The 17,493-nt window shown below is 34.3% G+C and carries 16 protein-coding genes; 10 read left to right on the top strand and 6 right to left on the bottom strand.

From position 1 onward, the window contains the following. Positions 1-27 precede the first annotated feature (27 nt). Positions 28-990, top strand: a complete 963-nt coding sequence (locus tag BR52_RS06560; protein ID WP_034570590.1) for a 3'-5' exoribonuclease YhaM family protein — start codon at positions 28-30, stop codon at positions 988-990. A gap of 35 nt (positions 991-1,025) precedes the next feature. Here BR52_RS06560 and BR52_RS06555 read toward each other — a convergent pair whose 3' ends face one another. The 4 genes from BR52_RS06555 to BR52_RS06540 all read right to left on the bottom strand — a co-directional run bounded on the left by BR52_RS06555 (position 1,026) and on the right by BR52_RS06540 (position 4,003). Then, positions 1,026-1,949, bottom strand: a complete 924-nt coding sequence (locus BR52_RS06555; protein ID WP_034570587.1) for a peptidylprolyl isomerase — start codon at positions 1,947-1,949, stop codon at positions 1,026-1,028. Positions 1,950-2,102: 153 nt separating this feature from the next. Then, a complete protein-coding gene (locus tag BR52_RS06550; RefSeq protein ID WP_034570584.1) occupies positions 2,103-2,999 on the bottom strand; it encodes a peptidylprolyl isomerase in 897 nt (298 codons plus the stop codon). A gap of 197 nt (positions 3,000-3,196) precedes the next feature. Further along, entirely contained in the window at positions 3,197-3,571 is a 375-nt protein-coding gene (locus tag BR52_RS06545; protein WP_034570581.1) for a YtxH domain-containing protein, read from the bottom strand. A 3-nt stretch (positions 3,572-3,574) separates the two neighbouring features. Further along, positions 3,575-4,003, bottom strand: coding sequence for an HIT family protein (locus tag BR52_RS06540; protein ID WP_034570578.1), 429 nt, complete (start codon positions 4,001-4,003; stop codon positions 3,575-3,577). Between the two features lie 171 nt (positions 4,004-4,174). Between BR52_RS06540 and BR52_RS06535 the strand changes: the two genes are divergently transcribed. From BR52_RS06535 to BR52_RS06520, 4 genes are all read left to right on the top strand, one after another. Beyond that, complete coding sequence (locus BR52_RS06535; protein ID WP_034570575.1) at positions 4,175-4,909, top strand: ABC transporter ATP-binding protein; 735 nt, start codon at positions 4,175-4,177, stop codon at positions 4,907-4,909. Next, a complete protein-coding gene (locus BR52_RS06530; RefSeq protein ID WP_051915651.1) occupies positions 4,910-6,142 on the top strand; it encodes an ABC transporter permease in 1,233 nt (410 codons plus the stop codon). A 212-nt stretch (positions 6,143-6,354) separates the two neighbouring features. Continuing rightward, positions 6,355-7,980 carry a pyridoxal phosphate-dependent decarboxylase family protein gene (locus BR52_RS06525; protein WP_034570572.1) on the top strand — a complete coding sequence of 542 codons (1,626 nt, stop codon included), beginning with the start codon at positions 6,355-6,357 and terminating at the stop codon, positions 7,978-7,980. 13 nt (positions 7,981-7,993) lie between these two features. Further along, complete coding sequence (locus BR52_RS06520) at positions 7,994-9,145, top strand: pyridoxal phosphate-dependent aminotransferase (protein ID WP_034570571.1); 1,152 nt, start codon at positions 7,994-7,996, stop codon at positions 9,143-9,145. A gap of 173 nt (positions 9,146-9,318) precedes the next feature. On the opposite strand, the gene BR52_RS06515 is transcribed toward BR52_RS06520, so the two are convergent. Beyond that, positions 9,319-10,764 (bottom strand): glycoside hydrolase family 1 protein, encoded by a 1,446-nt coding sequence (locus tag BR52_RS06515; protein WP_034570569.1) that lies wholly within the window; start codon positions 10,762-10,764, stop codon positions 9,319-9,321. A 143-nt stretch (positions 10,765-10,907) separates the two neighbouring features. On the opposite strand from BR52_RS06515, the gene BR52_RS06510 reads away from it, so the two are divergent. The 5 genes from BR52_RS06510 (at position 10,908) to trmB (ending at position 16,233) form a co-directional block, all read left to right on the top strand. Continuing rightward, positions 10,908-11,876: a LacI family DNA-binding transcriptional regulator gene (locus tag BR52_RS06510; protein ID WP_034570566.1), complete on the top strand. Its 969-nt coding sequence runs from the start codon at positions 10,908-10,910 to the stop codon at positions 11,874-11,876. Positions 11,877-11,981: 105 nt separating this feature from the next. Further along, entirely contained in the window at positions 11,982-12,842 is an 861-nt protein-coding gene (dat, locus tag BR52_RS06505) for a D-amino-acid transaminase (RefSeq protein WP_034570563.1), read from the top strand. A 218-nt stretch (positions 12,843-13,060) separates the two neighbouring features. Next, positions 13,061-14,494, top strand: a complete 1,434-nt coding sequence (locus BR52_RS06500; RefSeq protein WP_034570560.1) for an MDR family MFS transporter — start codon at positions 13,061-13,063, stop codon at positions 14,492-14,494. A 220-nt stretch (positions 14,495-14,714) separates the two neighbouring features. Beyond that, complete coding sequence (locus BR52_RS06495; protein ID WP_034570557.1) at positions 14,715-15,506, top strand: phosphotransferase family protein; 792 nt, start codon at positions 14,715-14,717, stop codon at positions 15,504-15,506. Between the two features lie 82 nt (positions 15,507-15,588). Beyond that, positions 15,589-16,233 carry a tRNA (guanosine(46)-N7)-methyltransferase TrmB gene (gene trmB, locus BR52_RS06490; protein ID WP_034570554.1) on the top strand — a complete coding sequence of 215 codons (645 nt, stop codon included), beginning with the start codon at positions 15,589-15,591 and terminating at the stop codon, positions 16,231-16,233. 115 nt (positions 16,234-16,348) lie between these two features. Here trmB and BR52_RS06485 read toward each other — a convergent pair whose 3' ends face one another. Then, positions 16,349-17,479: an FtsW/RodA/SpoVE family cell cycle protein gene (locus BR52_RS06485; RefSeq protein ID WP_034570551.1), complete on the bottom strand. Its 1,131-nt coding sequence runs from the start codon at positions 17,477-17,479 to the stop codon at positions 16,349-16,351. Positions 17,480-17,493 lie beyond the last annotated feature (14 nt).

The following is a 17,493-nucleotide window of genomic DNA, read 5'->3' as shown; positions in this document are numbered from 1 at the left end:
AAAATGAAATAAGAGAGTGGGAGATGTATGGACAAAAAAATATACGATTATAATGTTGACGATACCGTTGATCTTTTTTTATTGATTAAGGGAGCCGATATCCGAATTGCAAAAAATGGCAAAAAATTTATTGCCTTTACTTTTCAAGATAAGAGTGGTCAGATCGATGGAAAATATTGGGATGCTTCTGAAGAAGATATCGCAGCATTTACAGCTGGAAGTGTTATTAAAGTTTCTGGAAAGCGGGAACTTTATCAAGGAAATCCACAATTAAAGCTCTTTAAACTTCGACTAGCAAGCGAAAATGAACCCCATGCGCCAGAACTCTACATGGAACGCGCGCCAATAAAAAAAGAAGATATTGCTGAAGAGATAAACAGTACGTTGTTTGACATTACTAATGCAAATATGCAAAGAGTAGTGCGTTATTTATTAAATCAATATCAAACGGAATTTTTCCAATTTCCTGCAGCCAAAAAACACCATCATGCATATATGGGAGGCTTGTCTTTTCATACAGTATCCATGTTGCGCCTTGCTAAAACAATTGCCAGTCAATACGAAGAAATAAATAAAGCCTTATTGTACTCAGGAGTTATTTTGCATGATCTTGGGAAAGTAATAGAGCTTTCAGGAGCCATCTCAACAGAGTACACTCTTGAAGGAAATTTGATTGGTCATATTGTAATCGTCGATGAAGAAATCACAAAAGCTTGTTTAGCTCTAAAAATTGACGATAAGAATGAAGATATTATTTTATTAAAACATATGATTTTATCTCATCATGGTCAGTTAGATTATGGCTCACCTGTACGACCACGTTTACGAGAAGCTGAGATTTTACATCAAATTGATAACATGGATGCTTCTATTAACATGTTAAATTCGGCTTTGAATCGTACTGAGCCAGGAACCTTTACAGAACGTATTTTTGGAATGGATAATCGTACGTTTTATAAACCAAAAGAATCAACTGAGTTAGGGGAATAAAAAAAGAAACGTGCATCGGCACGTTTCTTTTTTTATTATTTAGTTGACTCTTTTTTGTCAGTTGACTCTTTTTTAGTAGTACTTTCTTTTTTATCAGATGATTTTCCAGTATAACTGTCCATTACATCTTTTAAGTCTTCATCTTTGATTTTTACATCTGCTTTTTTAACAAGTTTAGCAAGAACTGATTGAATGTATTCATTGTCTTTTAATTTTGCATCAAGCATTGCTGTTTCTAACTCTTTTTTATGATCTTTCATGTTTCCTTTTTCAGGATTTTTGATCATTTTAATGATGTGGTAACCATTTTGACCTTGAACGGGTTCAGCGGTTACTTCGCCATCTTTAAGTTTTGCCGCAGCTGCAACGAAAGCTGGGTCATATCCTGTAGTAGCATCAAATTCAGGTAATTTTCCACCGTCTTCTTTAGAGCCAGTATCTAATGAATTTTCTTTTGCTAAGGTATCAAAATCTTCACCAGCATTGATTTTAGCAATTAAATCTTTTGCTGCTGCTTCATCTGCTACTAAAATGTGTTGAGCTGTCATTTTAGGAGTCCAGTCTTCCCAAGCTTTTTTGTAATCATCATCGGTGAATTTTGTGTTTGCTTTAACAGCTGCTTCAACTAATAGATTCATGCGAATGGTATCTTTGTATGATTTTTCAGTTAAGTTTGCTTGTTTTAGCAATGTATCAAATTGTTCGCCATAACTTTTCTTTTGTTTGTCGAATTCTGCATTGATTTTTTTATCTGTTACATCTTTTCCATAATTTTCTTCTAAAACATCTTTTAAGATTAATTTTTGAAGAGCAGCAGGGCCTGCTGTTTCTTTCATTGATTCATATAAATCTTCTTGTGTTACTTTTCCACCCTTAGTAGTAGCTACTGTACTGTTTGAACAACCTGCGATTGTGATGACTGCAAGTACAGCTACACAAGAAAGCATAAATTTCTTCATTTGAACACGTCCATTTCATTTTATAATTGCGAAGCACTCTATTAAATATAGCATAATCCAACCTAGATTTAAAAGGAAAACACCAATCTAATATTCTTAATATTACGTTAAAAAGAGAATAAGTGTGAAAAAAGCTTATTCTCTTAGTTAACATTACTTAGTAGAAGTAGTGTTAGTAGTGTTAGTAGTTGGTTCTAATATAGAAGCTACTGCATTTTTCATATCTTTATCTTCGATTTGTACGTTTGCTTTTTTGATTATTTTAGCTAAGATTGGTTGTAATTGAGCTTGGTCGTTTGCGATTTCATCAATCATTTGTTCTTTCAATTCTTTTTTATGATCTTCCCATTTGCCTTTGCCTGGGTTTTTAGTCATTTTTAGAATCGTATAGCCAGTTTGACCTTGAACAGCTTCTTTTGTATATTCGCCATCTTTAAGTTTACTTGCTGCTTCTACGAGAGTGGCATCAAGACCAGTAGAATTATCGAAGTTTTCAATTTTTCCTTCTTTGTCTTTAGTTGTTGTATCTGTTGAGTATTCTTTGACTAATTTTGTGAAATCCTCACCAGCATCTAGTTTAGCAATAACTTCTTTTGCTTTATCTTCATCAGCAACAACGATTTGTTGAGCAGACATTTTAGGAACCCAAGTTTTGAAGGCTTTTTTGTAATCAGCATCTTTAAATTTCTTTTGATCGGTAACAGCTACTTTTATAAGAGCTCTTGTACGAGAAGTTTCTTTAAAGTCACTTTCAGTGACATTGTTTTGTTGAAGCGCTGCGGCAAATTGATCGCCAAGTTGTTTTTTCGTTTTGTTAAATTCAGATTCACCGTCTTTTTTAGAGACTTTATCGCCATATTGTTCTTCTAAAGCAGCTGAAATTAACATTTGACGAAGGGTTGCTTCACCGTATTTCCCTTTCATTTTATTGTATAATTCTTCTTGTTTAATTTTACCAGCCGTCGTTGAAGCAACGGTTTTGTCTCCTGAACAACCAGCAATTGTGACAGCTAATAATAAGGCTGCACCTGCAATCATTAATTTTTTCATTTTCTTCATTCCTCTCAAAATTGATTGTTTACATTTTTAAGTAAAACGTACCTTACTTAATATAACATATCTATATACAAAAAAGTTTACTAATTTAAAGAGTTCCGTATAAAATCAAGATAAAGTCACAAAAAAATCATATTTAAAGAGCAAAATAAAAACGCCAGTTGTTTAAGGACAACTGACGTTAGGGATTTTTATTCTTTTGAAGTTAATTCTTCTAAATCAGGCATCAATTCAGAAAACTCTTCTAAATCGGCAGTTAGTTTAGTTGCTTTTTCTTCAATTCGACGCATACGAGGTTCATTTTGAATAGTAAATTCTTCTACAGAATCAGTCATTTCTTCTGTAAATTCATTTAAGAGAGAAAGGCCTTCTGTACTTAATTCAGTGATAGCCCCCTTTAAAGAATGAATGCTGTTTGAGACATCTTCAACGAGCAAAGTCGTATCGTCAATGTAACTCAATGCTAAATCCCGATTTTCTTTACCTGAGCGAGGGTTAGTTAATAAAGCAGAAACCCCACCGATAATAGAACCAAAAAGTAAACCTTTAAAAAATGGATGTGCCATGTGTTAGTCCTCCAATTCATGTTGAATAGTTGCTGCAATTTCAGCTAATTTTTCAGGTGGGTATTTTTTCATATTGTTGCCAAAGTGCATAGTAAAATCATCCTTTTTGCCATAGCGAGGAATTAAATGGAAATGTGAATGGAAAACAGACTGATAAGCCATTTCACGATTATTGTTAATAATATTCATTCCTTGAATAGCAGGATTTGATTTTTCAATACCACGAGCGATTTTAGGGATACGGCTAAAAATAGTTTGAGCTAAGGTTTCGTCGTATTCAAAAATATCGGTTACATGTTTTTTAGGAATCACCAAAGTGTGACCAGGAGTGACTTGTGTGATGTCTAAAAAGGCTAACACATCGTCATCTTCATAAACAACATGGCTTGGAATTTCGTGATTAATAATTTTACAAAATACGCAATCGTTCATCTAACTTAACCTTCTTTCTTTGTTCCAAAAATGTTTCGTTTTGATAGTTTAAATGTATCATAAAAATGATTGAAAGTGAAACGCTAATGCTGAAAAAATAGAAAAGTCAACCGACAGAAGTCAGGCTATGATATACTAAGATAGAATAAATTTACGGGAGGATATACTATAATGAGTTTAAATGTAAGGAATGTAACAGGGGGATACAGCCAAATACCTGTTTTAAAAGATATTTCGTTTGAAGTTGGCGAAGGAAAATTGATAGGATTGATAGGATTAAATGGAGCTGGTAAAAGTACAGCAATTAAACATATTATCGGATTAATGTCACCAACAAAAGGATCGATTTCAATTGATGGGTTGACGGTGCAGGAGGATACTGAAAGTTATCGAAAGAAATTTGCTTTTATTCCTGAAACGCCTGTTTTATATGATGAATTGACTTTAAAAGAGCATATTGAACTAACTGCAATGGCGTACGATGTGCCGACTGAAATTGCTTTTGAAAGAGCTGGAAAGTTATTAAAAACATTTCGTTTAGAAAATAAACTGGAATGGTTTCCAGCACATTTTTCAAAAGGAATGAAACAAAAAGTCATGATTTTGTATGCTTTTTTGGTAGAACCTAGTTTGTATATTATCGATGAGCCTTTTTTAGGTTTAGACCCATTAGGAATCAATGCTTTATTAGAACTAATGAATGATATGAAAGCACAAGGAGCTTCTATTTTAATGTCAACCCATATTTTGGCAACTGCTGAAAGACAGTGTGATGGTTTTGTGTTGCTACACAATGGCGAAGTGAAAGCAGAAGGGACCTTAGCAGAAATTCGAGCAAGTTTTAATATGCCGGAAGCTACTTTAGATGAAATTTATATCCAATTAACTAAAGAAGAGGACAAATAGATGAACATGATTGAAATTTGGAAAAAACGAGTTCGTTTACATCAAAAGAAAATGATGCGTTATATGAAATATGTTTTCAATGACCATTTTGTATTAGTATGTTTATTTTTAATAGGTGCACTAGGTTATGCGTATTCTAACTTTTTAAAAAGCTTAGCAGGAGATTTTATTTGGGGTCGGCCCATTGTGTTAGTTATTTTTGTTTTATTGATTCTAACAGGAAAATTAGCAACCTTGATTCAACCAGCAGATGCTGTATTCTTACTACCAAAAGAAGAGCAGATGAAGGACTATTTCAAAGGAGCAAAAATGTATAGTAGCTTATTGCCAAGCTTTATCATTGTATTAATAACAGCCTTTTTAATGCCATTATTAGTAGCCACAACAACTCTTACTTTTTTCGATATGGTTTATTTTATCGTAATGTTGCTAATGTTGAAAAACTGGGAATTAGATTTACAAATTTATGCGTTAAAAGTAAGTCAAAAACAAGAACGACATCTGCTTACGCTTATTAAAGTAGTAACAGTCGCCATTCTTAGTGGGATTTCTTTGTTTAGCTACCCTATTATAGGTGTTGCATTGGCGATTTTAGTGTCCATTGGAAGTAGAAACTGGCTTAATAAAAAAGGCAGTCATCAAGTTTATCAATGGGAATGGATGGTTTCAAGTGAACAACAACGAATGCACCGTATCTATCAATTTATTAATTTATTTACAGATATTCCTTCATTAAAAGGAAAAGTTAGACGCCGCAAATATTTAGATGGATTTTTAAAAGGCATTAAACCAGTTCATCAAAAAACATTTGACTACCTCTATGCTCGAACGTTTTTACGAGGAACGGAGTACAGTGGGTTATTTATTCGATTGACTGGAATTGCGGCTATCTTGATTGTGGTTACTCATTCATTTTACGTGGGTCTTTTCTTAGCTGTTATTTTTATTTACTTAACGGGCTTTCAACTATTGCCTCTTTATTTTCACTATGACAATATGGCGCTGACGAATTTGTACCCAGTTAAAGAAACAGTGAAAACAGGCGCTTTGAAGAGGTTATTAATGATGATTTTACTTTGCCAATCAGTGATTATTGTAATTGCTAGCTTGCTAGTTCTTTCCATTACTGAAAGTTTATTAATGGGAATTGTTGCACTTGTTTTTAGTGTTGTATTTTGCCAATTTTACTTACCAAGCAGGATTAAAAAAATGAAACTTGCAAAACGATATTAAAAAGGAAGCCCTTTTTCTTTCAATTGATATGAAAGGAAAGAGGGCTTTTTTTATTTAGACTAGAGTCTCCCTGTAAAATATTGGGGGAAATAAGAGGTTATTTATTTTTAAATTAGATAGTGAATTTGATTGAAAGTCTAACATGTATGACATACGAATTCATTCCAACTTACCAGCCATGTTATGATAAAAAATAACACAGGAGGTGTTTTATGAGAACAAATAGTTTTTTTAAATTAGAAGATGAGTTCCTGAATTCTAACGAGGATAACTTTGATTTATTTTTGAATAAATTGTCTGAAATACAAGGCAATAAAAATAAATCACAATCGCCTAAGGTACCAATAATTGATTTTAATTATGATGCCGAACTAAGCAAGTTTGCATTAGCATTCGACGGAGAGGATAGTGAAAAAGTATTAGATAATTTTCAAGCGGTCTTTAATGGCTCTATCAGACCACACTCAACGTATTCGTTATTTAATATGGTTCCGACTCCTTTATTAGATGCGGTTGCAGCAACAACCTTAACTCAACTCTATAACGTAAACAGTTTAATGGACGATTTTGGTGGACAATTGTTACTAACTGAGCAACAAATTTCAAGAGGAGTTGGAAAGCTTGTAGGTTGGAATGAGGCAGTTGGAATTTCATGCAATGGTGGGAAATTAACCTTACTTTATGCAATAAAACTTGCGATTGCAAAGTTAGTTCCAAATTCAAATAAAAAGGGGGTTCCTTCAAATCTAGTTGTCTTAACAAATGAATCTTCGCATTACTGTGTGGAGCATGTCTGTTCCATTCTTGGAATAGGGTCTGAACAGTGTGTTAGAGTACCCGCTCAAAAAGATTGGCAGATGGATTACCAGCAACTTGAGGAGATTGTAACGTTACAAGTTTCTAAAGGAAAACAAATAGCAGCCGTCATTTGTTGTGGGGGAACAACGATAAATTTTGCTCATGATGATATAGATAAAGCTTATACGGTCGTAACCAAAACTTTGGAAGCCTTAGGTGAAAAGTATGTCCCACATTTTCATTTAGACAGCGTAATTGGTTGGTTATGGTTTAATTTTAAAATAGCTGGCTCAAATTTAGAAACAACAGAAAAATCGATTCAATCTAAAATTAATCAAGTGGTACAGCGACAAGCGGGGCTATCGAAATTCGATTCTTTCGGTGTTGATTTTCATAAAAATGGACTTTGCCCCTATTCAACAAGCTTTTTTATAACGAAATCTAAAGAGGCTTTTACAGCACTGAATGATGGGAGTTATGAATATTCTGATGAAGATTATCAGTATGGGAAATTCAGAGCCTATCGCTATACCATTGAAAATTCACGACCGGCAATGGGGATTTCGGCAGCCTATATTACTCTTAAAAGATTAGGGATTTCTGGTTTTCAAAACTACTTAATTGAATTACATGAAATGAGTTTACATTTTAAAAATGAAATGAAAAAAGAAGATAAATTGACTGTGATTAATGACTATTCTTTAGGATGGGAACTGGTATTTTTAATTGATTTTCATATTTTAATTGAAGAAACAAAACATAATGAAGGCATAATTGCACAAGGCTTTATAAATTATTGTTGGAACAAATGCAATCAAGGGGAAATGGTGCCACTAATAAGCTTTGTCCCAGCATATAAGGTTCACGCTGAATCAGTGGAACAAGTGGCTTATTTATTGTATCCTATTAATTTAGCATCGAGAAATGAAGCAACAGAGATAATAGATTCATTAAAAGGAGTCATTGCTGATTTTGAACAGGATGTTTTAACTGGAAATTATGAACTCAGCGAAAAAGCTATTGAAAAACCGATTCGTTAAAGGAGGTAATCATTTGAAAGCCACTAACACATACAAAGAAGATGCTTTTGATTTTATTGATCGAAAATTAGAGAACAACAAAAATATCATAAATTTAGCAGTAGGAAATCCAGATGGAAAACCAAATAAACTTTTGATTGATACATTAAGTCAGTGTATCCAAGAAGAGGATATGCATGGGTACGGATGTTTTTCACCTGAACTAACAAGCAGTCTTAGAAAAAGTATTGCTAACTATTATCAATCGAGATTTGGAGTTAATTTAACGCCAGACAGTCATTTTTTAGAAGTTCCAGGAACGAAGGTAGCAATATATCGTTTGATTTCGTTACTTATTGGTAAAAATGAGAAGGTTTTACTTCCATCTCCATCCTATAGTGTATACACAAAATGCATTGAGCTTTTAGATGGAGACATCCTCTATTTTCCTTGTAATTCAGATGATTTTTATCCGGATTTAAGTAAAATTTCTGAAACGGCCTTCAAAGAGGCGAAACTTATGATTCTATGTTCACCAGGAAATCCAACTAGCACAGTTTTATCAAGCGCCTTTTATGAAGAGGTTGTTTTACTAGCAAAAAAATATCAGTTTATGATTATAAATGATTTAGCGTACGCAGAAGTTCGATATACCGATGCAGAAGTACCTAGTATTCTTTCAATTGAAGGATCACAAGAGGTGGCAGTTGAGCTTTATAGTCTGAGTAAGTCTTGTAATATTGCAGGGTGGCGAATTGGATTTGTTTGTGGGAATAAAGAAATCATCAAACAATTAAAAGCGTTGCAATTTAATATTGAATTTGGACTATTTCTTCCTTTACAAAAAACGGCCATTACAGCCCTTGAACATTTACCTATGTTAGCTGGTGTTGAAATAGCCAAGTATGAAGAAAGAATTGATTACTTTATTGCAGAAATGAATAAAGTCGGATGGAAAATAAAAAAACCAGCTGCTTCTTTTTTCATATGGACTAAGATTCCAAAGCAATATGACTATATGAGTGATAAAGAGTTTGTTACCTTTATTTTAGAAAAAACAGATATTTTATTTTCACCAGGAAGTGGTTTTGGATCAGGTGGAAAAGGATACATTAGAATCGCGATGGTTCAAGAGATGAGTGTGATGGAAGTAGTGGTAACTAAATTAAAACAATTATTGGATTAGGTTATGTAAGTGAGATGATTGTGGAGAATGTTAGCGATTGAGGGGAAATAATCGCTTTAGCTGATTTTAAATAAAAAAGAAAGAAACGAAAATTCAACTGAATTCTCGTTTCTTTCTTTTTTACTAAATAGATTGTTTAATTTTTGTAATTGAGCCTATTTATTCAGTTAAAATTAAGCTAAGTCAGAGCCATTAGTTTCAATGACTTTTTTATACCAATTAAAGGATTTCTTCTCATAACGATCTCCAGAGCCTTCAATATTGTCGTCAAGATCAACGTAAATGAATCCGTAACGTTTAGACATTTCACCTGTAGAAGCGCTGACTAAGTCAATACAGCCCCAAGGAGTGTATCCCATTAAATCAACTCCATCACCAATAGCTTCACCCATTGCTTCAATATGACTTCTTAGATAGTCGATGCGATAATCATCTTCAACAAAATTATTTTCATCAAGAACGTCTTTTGCTCCTAAGCCATTTTCAACAATGAACAATGGTTTCTGATAACGACCATACAATTCATTTAAAGCCAAACGCAAGCCAAGTGGATCAATTTGCCAGCCCCATTCAGAAGCTTCTAAGAAAGGATTGCTAACGCCAGACAATAAATTCCCTTCAGATTTTGCCATAACGTCTTCGTCAGTCGTCACAACAGTAGACATATAGTAGCTAAACCCAACATAATCGACAGGATATGCTTTTAATAACTCTAAATCGCCATCATGAATATCTAAAGTAACATTTTCTTCTTTCCAGATACGTTTGGCGTAATGAGGATATTCTCCTTTGGCTTGAACGTCTGCACAATAAAAATTAAAGGCTTGATTGTACTCTAAAGCTTTTAAATGATTGATTGGATTTGAGTCGTAAGCATATGTGGTTGCATAAATAATCATACAGCCAACCTCTAAATCAGGATTTAAGTCATGAGCAATTTTGACAGCCTTACTGCTTGCTAAAAATTGATGGTGCAATCCTTGATAAATGGTTTGCTTGCTACCTGCGCCAGTTTTCATTACCAATCCTTGACTCATCACTGGGAAATGCAACGCACTATTAATTTCGTTAAATGTCATCCAATACTTTACTTTTGTATGGTAACGCTCTAAAACAACTTTTGCATAGCGCTCATAAAAATCAACTAATTTGCGATTGCCCCAGCCACCATATTCTTTAGCTAAGTGTAACGGCATTTCATAATGAGAAATTGTCACAACAGGTTCAATTCCGTATTTTAAGCATTCATCAAAAATGTTATCATAAAAGGCTAAACCAGCTTCGTTAGGTGTGGTCTCATCACCATTTGGAAAAATACGTGACCAGGCAATAGATAAGCGGTAGACTTTGAAGCCCATTTTAGCAAATAACGCGATATCTTCTTTGTAGCGGTGATAATGGTCGATTCCTTTATGGTTTGGGTAGACATATTTAGATTCATCAAGCTCAAAATTAAAGTCAGGACTTGCTACGATTTTGAAGCGGTCTTTTCCACCAGGTAAGGCATCTGCAACAGACAAGCCTCTGCCATCTTCCAAATAAGCGCCTTCCAGCTGATTTGCTGCCGTAGAACCACCCCACAAGAAGTTTTTTGGGAAAATAGATTTTGTATTTGACATTAAAAAGCACCTCAATTCATTTATTTCTCTTAGCATAAACTATGAGATGCATCCCATGTCAAATAAAAATAAAATCTTCTCTGAAATTCCAGTTAAATAATGCTACAATATGTAATGAATCGAACAAAAAGGAGTGAGCTAGCATGTCGAATATTAATGAAATTGCAAAGCTAGCTGAGGTTTCAAGATCAACTGTTTCACGAGTGATTTCCAATAATGGCTATGTAAAAGAAGAAACTAGAAAAAAAGTTCAAAAAATTATTGACGAACTTGATTACACACCCAATCAGAATGCCATTTATTTAAAAAACGGTGAAACCAAGAATATTGGCATTGTATCACCAGACTTTTCAGATGTGCTTACCATTTTTCTAAGTAGTTTTGCAACAATTGCTAAAAAATATGGCTACCAAGTGACTTTATTATTGACAGATTATGATAAAAAAAGTGAAGTGGAAGCTTTTCAAAAATTAAAACAAAAACAAATTGATGGCGTTTTTCATATTGTTCGCTCAAATGAATGGGAAGTACTTGAAAAATACAGTAAATATGGACCCATTGTGACTTGGCAAAGAGTTCAATCAACAAAAATTGATACTATTTTTATGGATCATTATGAAGGGTTCAAATTAGGGCTGTATCATTTGTATGAAAAAGGTCATCGTAAAATCAAACCCTTTTTTGGCATTGAAAAAAGTCTCAATACAGTCGCACGAGTAAAAGCATGGTACGATTTCTGTCTCGAAAAGCAACTTGATCCTAAGCTAGACGATATTATTTATGATTTGCATAGCTCAAATGATGGGAGAAAAATTGCTCAATGGTGGGTAAAGGAAACAACGCCTCCAACGGCAGTTTTATTTCCAACAGATAATGTAGCGGTGGGCTTTTTAGCAGAAGCAAGAGAATTAGAAATCGTTGTTCCTAATCAAGTCGCAATTATAGGGTTTGACAACACTTTTATTTCTGAACTATTTAATTTAACAACCATAGATTATCCCATGCACTTACAAGCAGAGAATGCTTTTTTTAAACTGTACAATCAATTAAAACATAAAGAATTACCGTTGCATAAGCTTGAATTTAAATTAATTGAACGCGGAACCACCTAAAAGTTTAAGATTTTTTGAATTTTCAGATAAATGACGTGCGTTGCAGGGTGATTTTTGATATGATAGCTTCAAAATAGATGAATGTGTATTGAGAGGGGACTAATTATGAAAGTCTTATTGGATGATAAAATAGTAGAACGCAATGAAGTGAAAATTGATATGGAAGATAGAGGCTATCAATTTGGTGATGGGTTATATGAAGTTATTCGTGCATATAATGGCACTTTTTTTACAGCTGACGAACATATTGACCGTCTCTTTACAGGAGCTAAAAAAATTGACTTAGTCCTTCCCTTCACTAAAAATGAATTAAAAGAACGCCTATACAAGTTAATGAAAGAAAATGAAATTGAAACTGGCAATATTTACTTCCAAGTAACAAGAGGAATTGCGATTCCAAGAGACCACTCTTACCCAGATCCAATAAAAGTGCCCGCTGTTTTTACGGCGTCAACTACTAAAGTCCCAAGAGATCAAGCAAAAATGGATCGTGGTATTTCAGTGATTACGTTGCCTGATATGCGTTGGTTGCACTGTGATATTAAATCAATTAGTTTGCTGGGAAATGTAATGGCTAAGCATGAAGCCCACAAAGTTGGAGCAGAAGAAGCAATACAGCATCGTGATGGTATTGTCACTGAAGGAGCTTCGACAAATATGTGGATGGTCAAAGATGGCGTCATTTATACTCATCCAGATGGCAATTTAGTGTTACCAGGAATCACTAAAATTGTCTTATTAGATGTTGCTAGAAAAGCAGGTATTCCAGTTAAAGAAGAAGCCTTTACATTAGAACAATTGAAAAATGCGGATGAAGTCTTTTCATCAAGTACAACGATTGAAGCAATGCCAATTGTTGAAATTGATGGGGTTAAAGTGAATGATGGCAAACGAGGACCTGTTGTGAAGCAACTTCAAGATTTATATGTAAAAGCAGTTGAAGAAGTTTGTGGGAAAGTTCGATAAATATCTAACTATTGATTGCATGAGAAATTTATGATACGATTATAAAAGCAAACAAGGCGCTAGCTCTATCCAGAGTAGCGTCTTTTGTGATGTGGAAGTTTGATTATTTCTAACTAGTCCAATAAAGGTTCGTTGAAATTATAAAAAAACGGTTGGTATTTTAAAGCTGTTTAATTAAAATCTACATCGCAAATCAAATGATGATTGGGGGAATCGATGTGGAACATGAGCATCAAAAATCCCATATTGTAACGATTTTAGGCGTTATTATTATGGGGACATTTGTAACAATATTAAACCAAACCTTGATGAGCACAGCGCTCCCAAGTATTATGAAAGAATTCTCGATTACAGCAGTAGGTGGTCAATGGTTAACCACATCCTATATGCTGATTAATGGGATTATGATTCCAATTACGGCTTACTTAGTTGAACGATTTACAACAAGGCAGCTTTACTTATTTGCCATGATTTGTTTTACAATAGGAACATTGATTGCGGCAACTTCTAGTGTCTATTGGGTATTGATTGGTGGAAGAATGATTCAAGCAATTGGAGCTGGAATTGTCTTACCATTACAAACGATTGTGGTTCTGTATATGTTTCCAATTGAAAAAAGAGGTTCCGCAATGGGATTAATTGGACTTGCCATGAACTTCGCGCCAGCAATTGGTCCTACCTTTTCCGGTTGGGTTGTTCAAAATTACAGTTGGAATATGCTTTTTTACTTTATTTTACCATTTGCAATTCTTGATGTAGTTGTAGCATACTTTGTTCTGAAAAATGTGAGTGAGGTTGGAAAGCCTCGTTTAGACTGGTTAAGTGTCGTTTACTCTACATTAGGATTTGGTGGCTTGCTATTTGGTTTCAGCAATGCGGCTTCTTATGATTTCTTTAGTATCAATGTTGGAGGTGTCCTGCTAGTCGGTATTGCTTCTATTTTATTACTAATTAAACGATGCAATGCTTCAGAGCACCCTTTGCTCAATTTTAAGGTATTTAAATTCCGAGGCTTTAGATTAAATGTGATCATTTCCTTTATTATTTTGGCTGGAATGTATGGTGGGATTATTTTATTTCCAATTTACTTCCAAAGTATTCGTGGTTTCGACCCTATGAAATCAGGTATGATTTTACTGCCAGGTTCAATCGTCATCGCTGTAATGAGCCCTATTACTGGGCGCTTATTTGATCGATACGGAGGAAAAATATTAGCTATTACAGGACTGTTTTTAATAACAGTTACTACTTTTATGATCGGACGTTTAACATTAACATCATCTATTTCAACAATTATTGGGATTCAGCTAGTTCGTTCATTAGGAATTGCTTTGACTTTAATGCCTCTTCAAACAGGTGCTTTTAATGCGGTTCCCTTATCAATGGCAGGACATGCAAGTGCGATGTTTAATACTCAACGACAGTTAGCTGGTTCAATGGGAACGGCACTATTTGTTGTCATCATGATGATGGTATCAAATAGTGCAGCAGCAGCTCATAAAGGAAGCCCGCAGTTAGCTTCGCTAAGTGGTTTTCAAGCTGTCTTTTTCGTAGTCGGAATCTTTTCATTAATTGGTTTGATACTCAGTTTGTTTGTTCGAGATGAAGCACCAAAATCAAAAATAAAAGTTGTTCAAGAAAATACGAATTAAATTCGTTAAAATTAGCTTAGAAAAACTCATTTTTTAGAGATGAAAATGTGAGTTTTCAAGCTTTTTTTATTTTTTTTGGTAAAACAGTGTATATATGCTTGACGTAGAAGCAGAAGCAACCTAAAATAAGGAGTGAATAGAATGATAGATGTCTTATTGATGTCTATCATTTTTGGCTCTAGTACGTAAGTTCGTTAATTTAAGTTAGGGAATGATTAAGATGGATTTTGAAATAGATACAGGATGGAAATTGCTTCCAGTTGGTGGAGATACTGGCCAAGCATATATGGGAATTAGAGCAGAAGAAAAGCTTTTTTTGAAGCGAAATTCTTCGCCTTTTTTAGCTGCACTTTCTGTCGAAGGTATTACCCCTAGACTTGTTTGGACGAAACGCATCGGTAACGGAGATGTTTTAACGGCTCAAGAATGGCTAAATGGTCGTACCTTGGCAAGTGAAGAGATGTCTTCACCAAGCGTTGCAAAATTATTATATAAAATTCATCACTCAGAAACGCTGCGTAAGATGCTGTATCGTGTTGGTGGAGAAGAAGTGTCACCAGAAAAATTATTACGTTCATATAAAATGGCTTTGCCGCATGACTTAGCGATTCATCCCTTATTAAAAGAAATTTTAGCTAAACTAACTCAGGAAGTATCTCAAATGGAATCTGTAAAACCACAAGTATGCCATGGGGATATTTACCGTAAAAATTGGTTGCTATCTGATGAGAATCGATTGTATTTAGTAGACTGGGATATGGCTGTTTTGGCTGATCCAGCAATGGATTTAAGCATGTTGTTGTGTCAATATGTACCTAAAGAAAGCTGGCGGGAATGGTTAGAAAACTATGGAACTGTCGTAACAGATGAAGTTATCAAACGAATTGAGTGGTATGCACTTATTAATTTTTTACAACAGACAAAACGTCATCATTATCAATCGCGTTTTCACGAGATGAATCAAGATATTTTAACTTTACAAGCTATTTATCAAAGCACTAAAGAAGCTTAGCAATGGAATTCTCTTCTTTTTACTGAAGAGAATTCTGTTTTTTAACCCAATAATAATTATAGAAGCGAAAGAGGAGAATTAAATGCGTTTAAGAAATAAACCAGGAGCACCTGCAAAAATTGCAAATTATCCCCAATACGTGGTAGATACACCTGAAAAATGGCAAGGACGTTGGAAGGAACGTTTTGGTAATAATAATCCTATTCACATTGAAGTTGGAACTGGAAAAGGACGTTTTGTTACTGAAATGGCCAAACTTCATCCAGAAATCAACTACATCGGAATTGAACTGCAAATGAGTGTCGTAGTAGTAGCACTTGATAAATTAATTGCTGAAGACTTACCAAATCTACAATTGCTTCATGTAAATGGTGGAGCCTTAACACAATACTTTGCAAAGGGCGAAGTGAGTCAAGTTTACTTGAATTTTTCAGACCCATGGCCTAAAACAAAGCACGAAAAACGTCGTTTGATGTATCATGATTTCTTAGTTGGCTATGAGGAAATATTGATTCCACAAGGTGAAATTCATTTTAAAACAGATAATCAAGGCTTATTTGAATATTCACTTCATAGCTTTTCAAAATATGGCATGTTGATTGAAAAAGTTTGGTTGAATTTACATGAAAGTGATTTTGAAGGCAATGTAATGACTGAGTATGAAGAAAAATTCTCAAATCGTGGACAACGTATATACAGAGTTGTAGCCAGTTTTCCTAAAAAATAAAAGCAATCTAAAAACCAGACAAAAGATAGTGTTATCTTTTGTCTGGTTTTTTATAAATTTTGGTTCATTAAACAAACAAACTAGTCAACCAAAGCCTTATTTATATACTATAAAGTTAGGTTTTAACAGCGCGAAAAGTATCGCTAACATTTAAAACTAAACCAATCGCAATTGAGGAAATAATCAAGCTAGAGCCACCGTAGCTAACAAAAGGTAAAGTTACCCCACTAATGGGAAGCCACCCAGTGACACCGCCAATATTGATGCAACTTTGAATTAAAAACATCATTCCGACACCAATACATAGTAAGGATGCGAAAGGATCTTTCAACTTGATACCTAAGTAGAATACCCATAAGATTAAACTGAAAAGTAAGGTTAAAACAAAAATAATTCCTAGTAGGCCTAGCTCTTCTCCAATCACCGCTAAAATAAAATCAGTGTGTGGTTCAGGCAGATAACCTGTTTTTTGAACACTTTTTCCTAAACCGACGCCAAACAGTCCACCGCGATCTAGCGCATAGTAAGAATTCACCAGTTGATGACCTGCACCATTTTCTAATTCAAAAGGTGACCAAAAAGCTTTAAAGCGATCGAATCGATAAGCAGACATGCCTATTACAGAGGTTCCGTAACGGCTGACTAAGAAAATATAACCGGACATCACGGAGCAGATAAAGAGTGAACTTAACACCCCTAAATAAAAAGGAATCCCAGATGCAAAAATTTGTACCAGAACAATCCCAGCTAAAATCAAAACACTGCCTGTATCAGGCTGAAGAAATAATAACATTCCGACCAAACTTAAAACAATCAAAGGCGCCCAAATAACTTGCACCCAATTACTTGTTAACTGTTTTTGTTTTTTTGAAAGAATAAAGGCAGTGTACCAAATCAAAATAATCTTAGCTAGCTCAACAGGTTGAATATTAAAAAAGCCAATATTGATCCAGCGACTGGCTCCGTTTATTTTGCCAGTTAAAAGAACAAAACCTAACAAGGCAAACATTCCAGTAAGAAGGGTCTTTAATAAGTTTGGATGAACAAGAAAGGATTTTTTTAATTTGCTTACGAAAAACAGTGAAAGAATTCCAACAATTGCATAGATTCCCTGATTTCTAAAATAAGTGATACTGCTTCCAGTATTTGTTTGAGCGCTATCGCTACTTGCTGAATAAACCATTAAAATACCGAAACAAAGTAGCAAAAAATAAATCAATAAAAAGAAACGATTTGTTTTTTTCATGTAAACCTCCTAGG

Origin of the sequence: Carnobacterium divergens DSM 20623 (assembly GCF_000744255.1) — a bacterium.
In the GTDB taxonomy this organism is placed as follows: Bacteria; Bacillota; Bacilli; order Lactobacillales; family Carnobacteriaceae; genus Carnobacterium; species Carnobacterium divergens.
The sequence above is the reverse complement of the archived record's forward strand: the minus strand, read 5'-3'. Positions and strand labels throughout refer to the sequence as shown.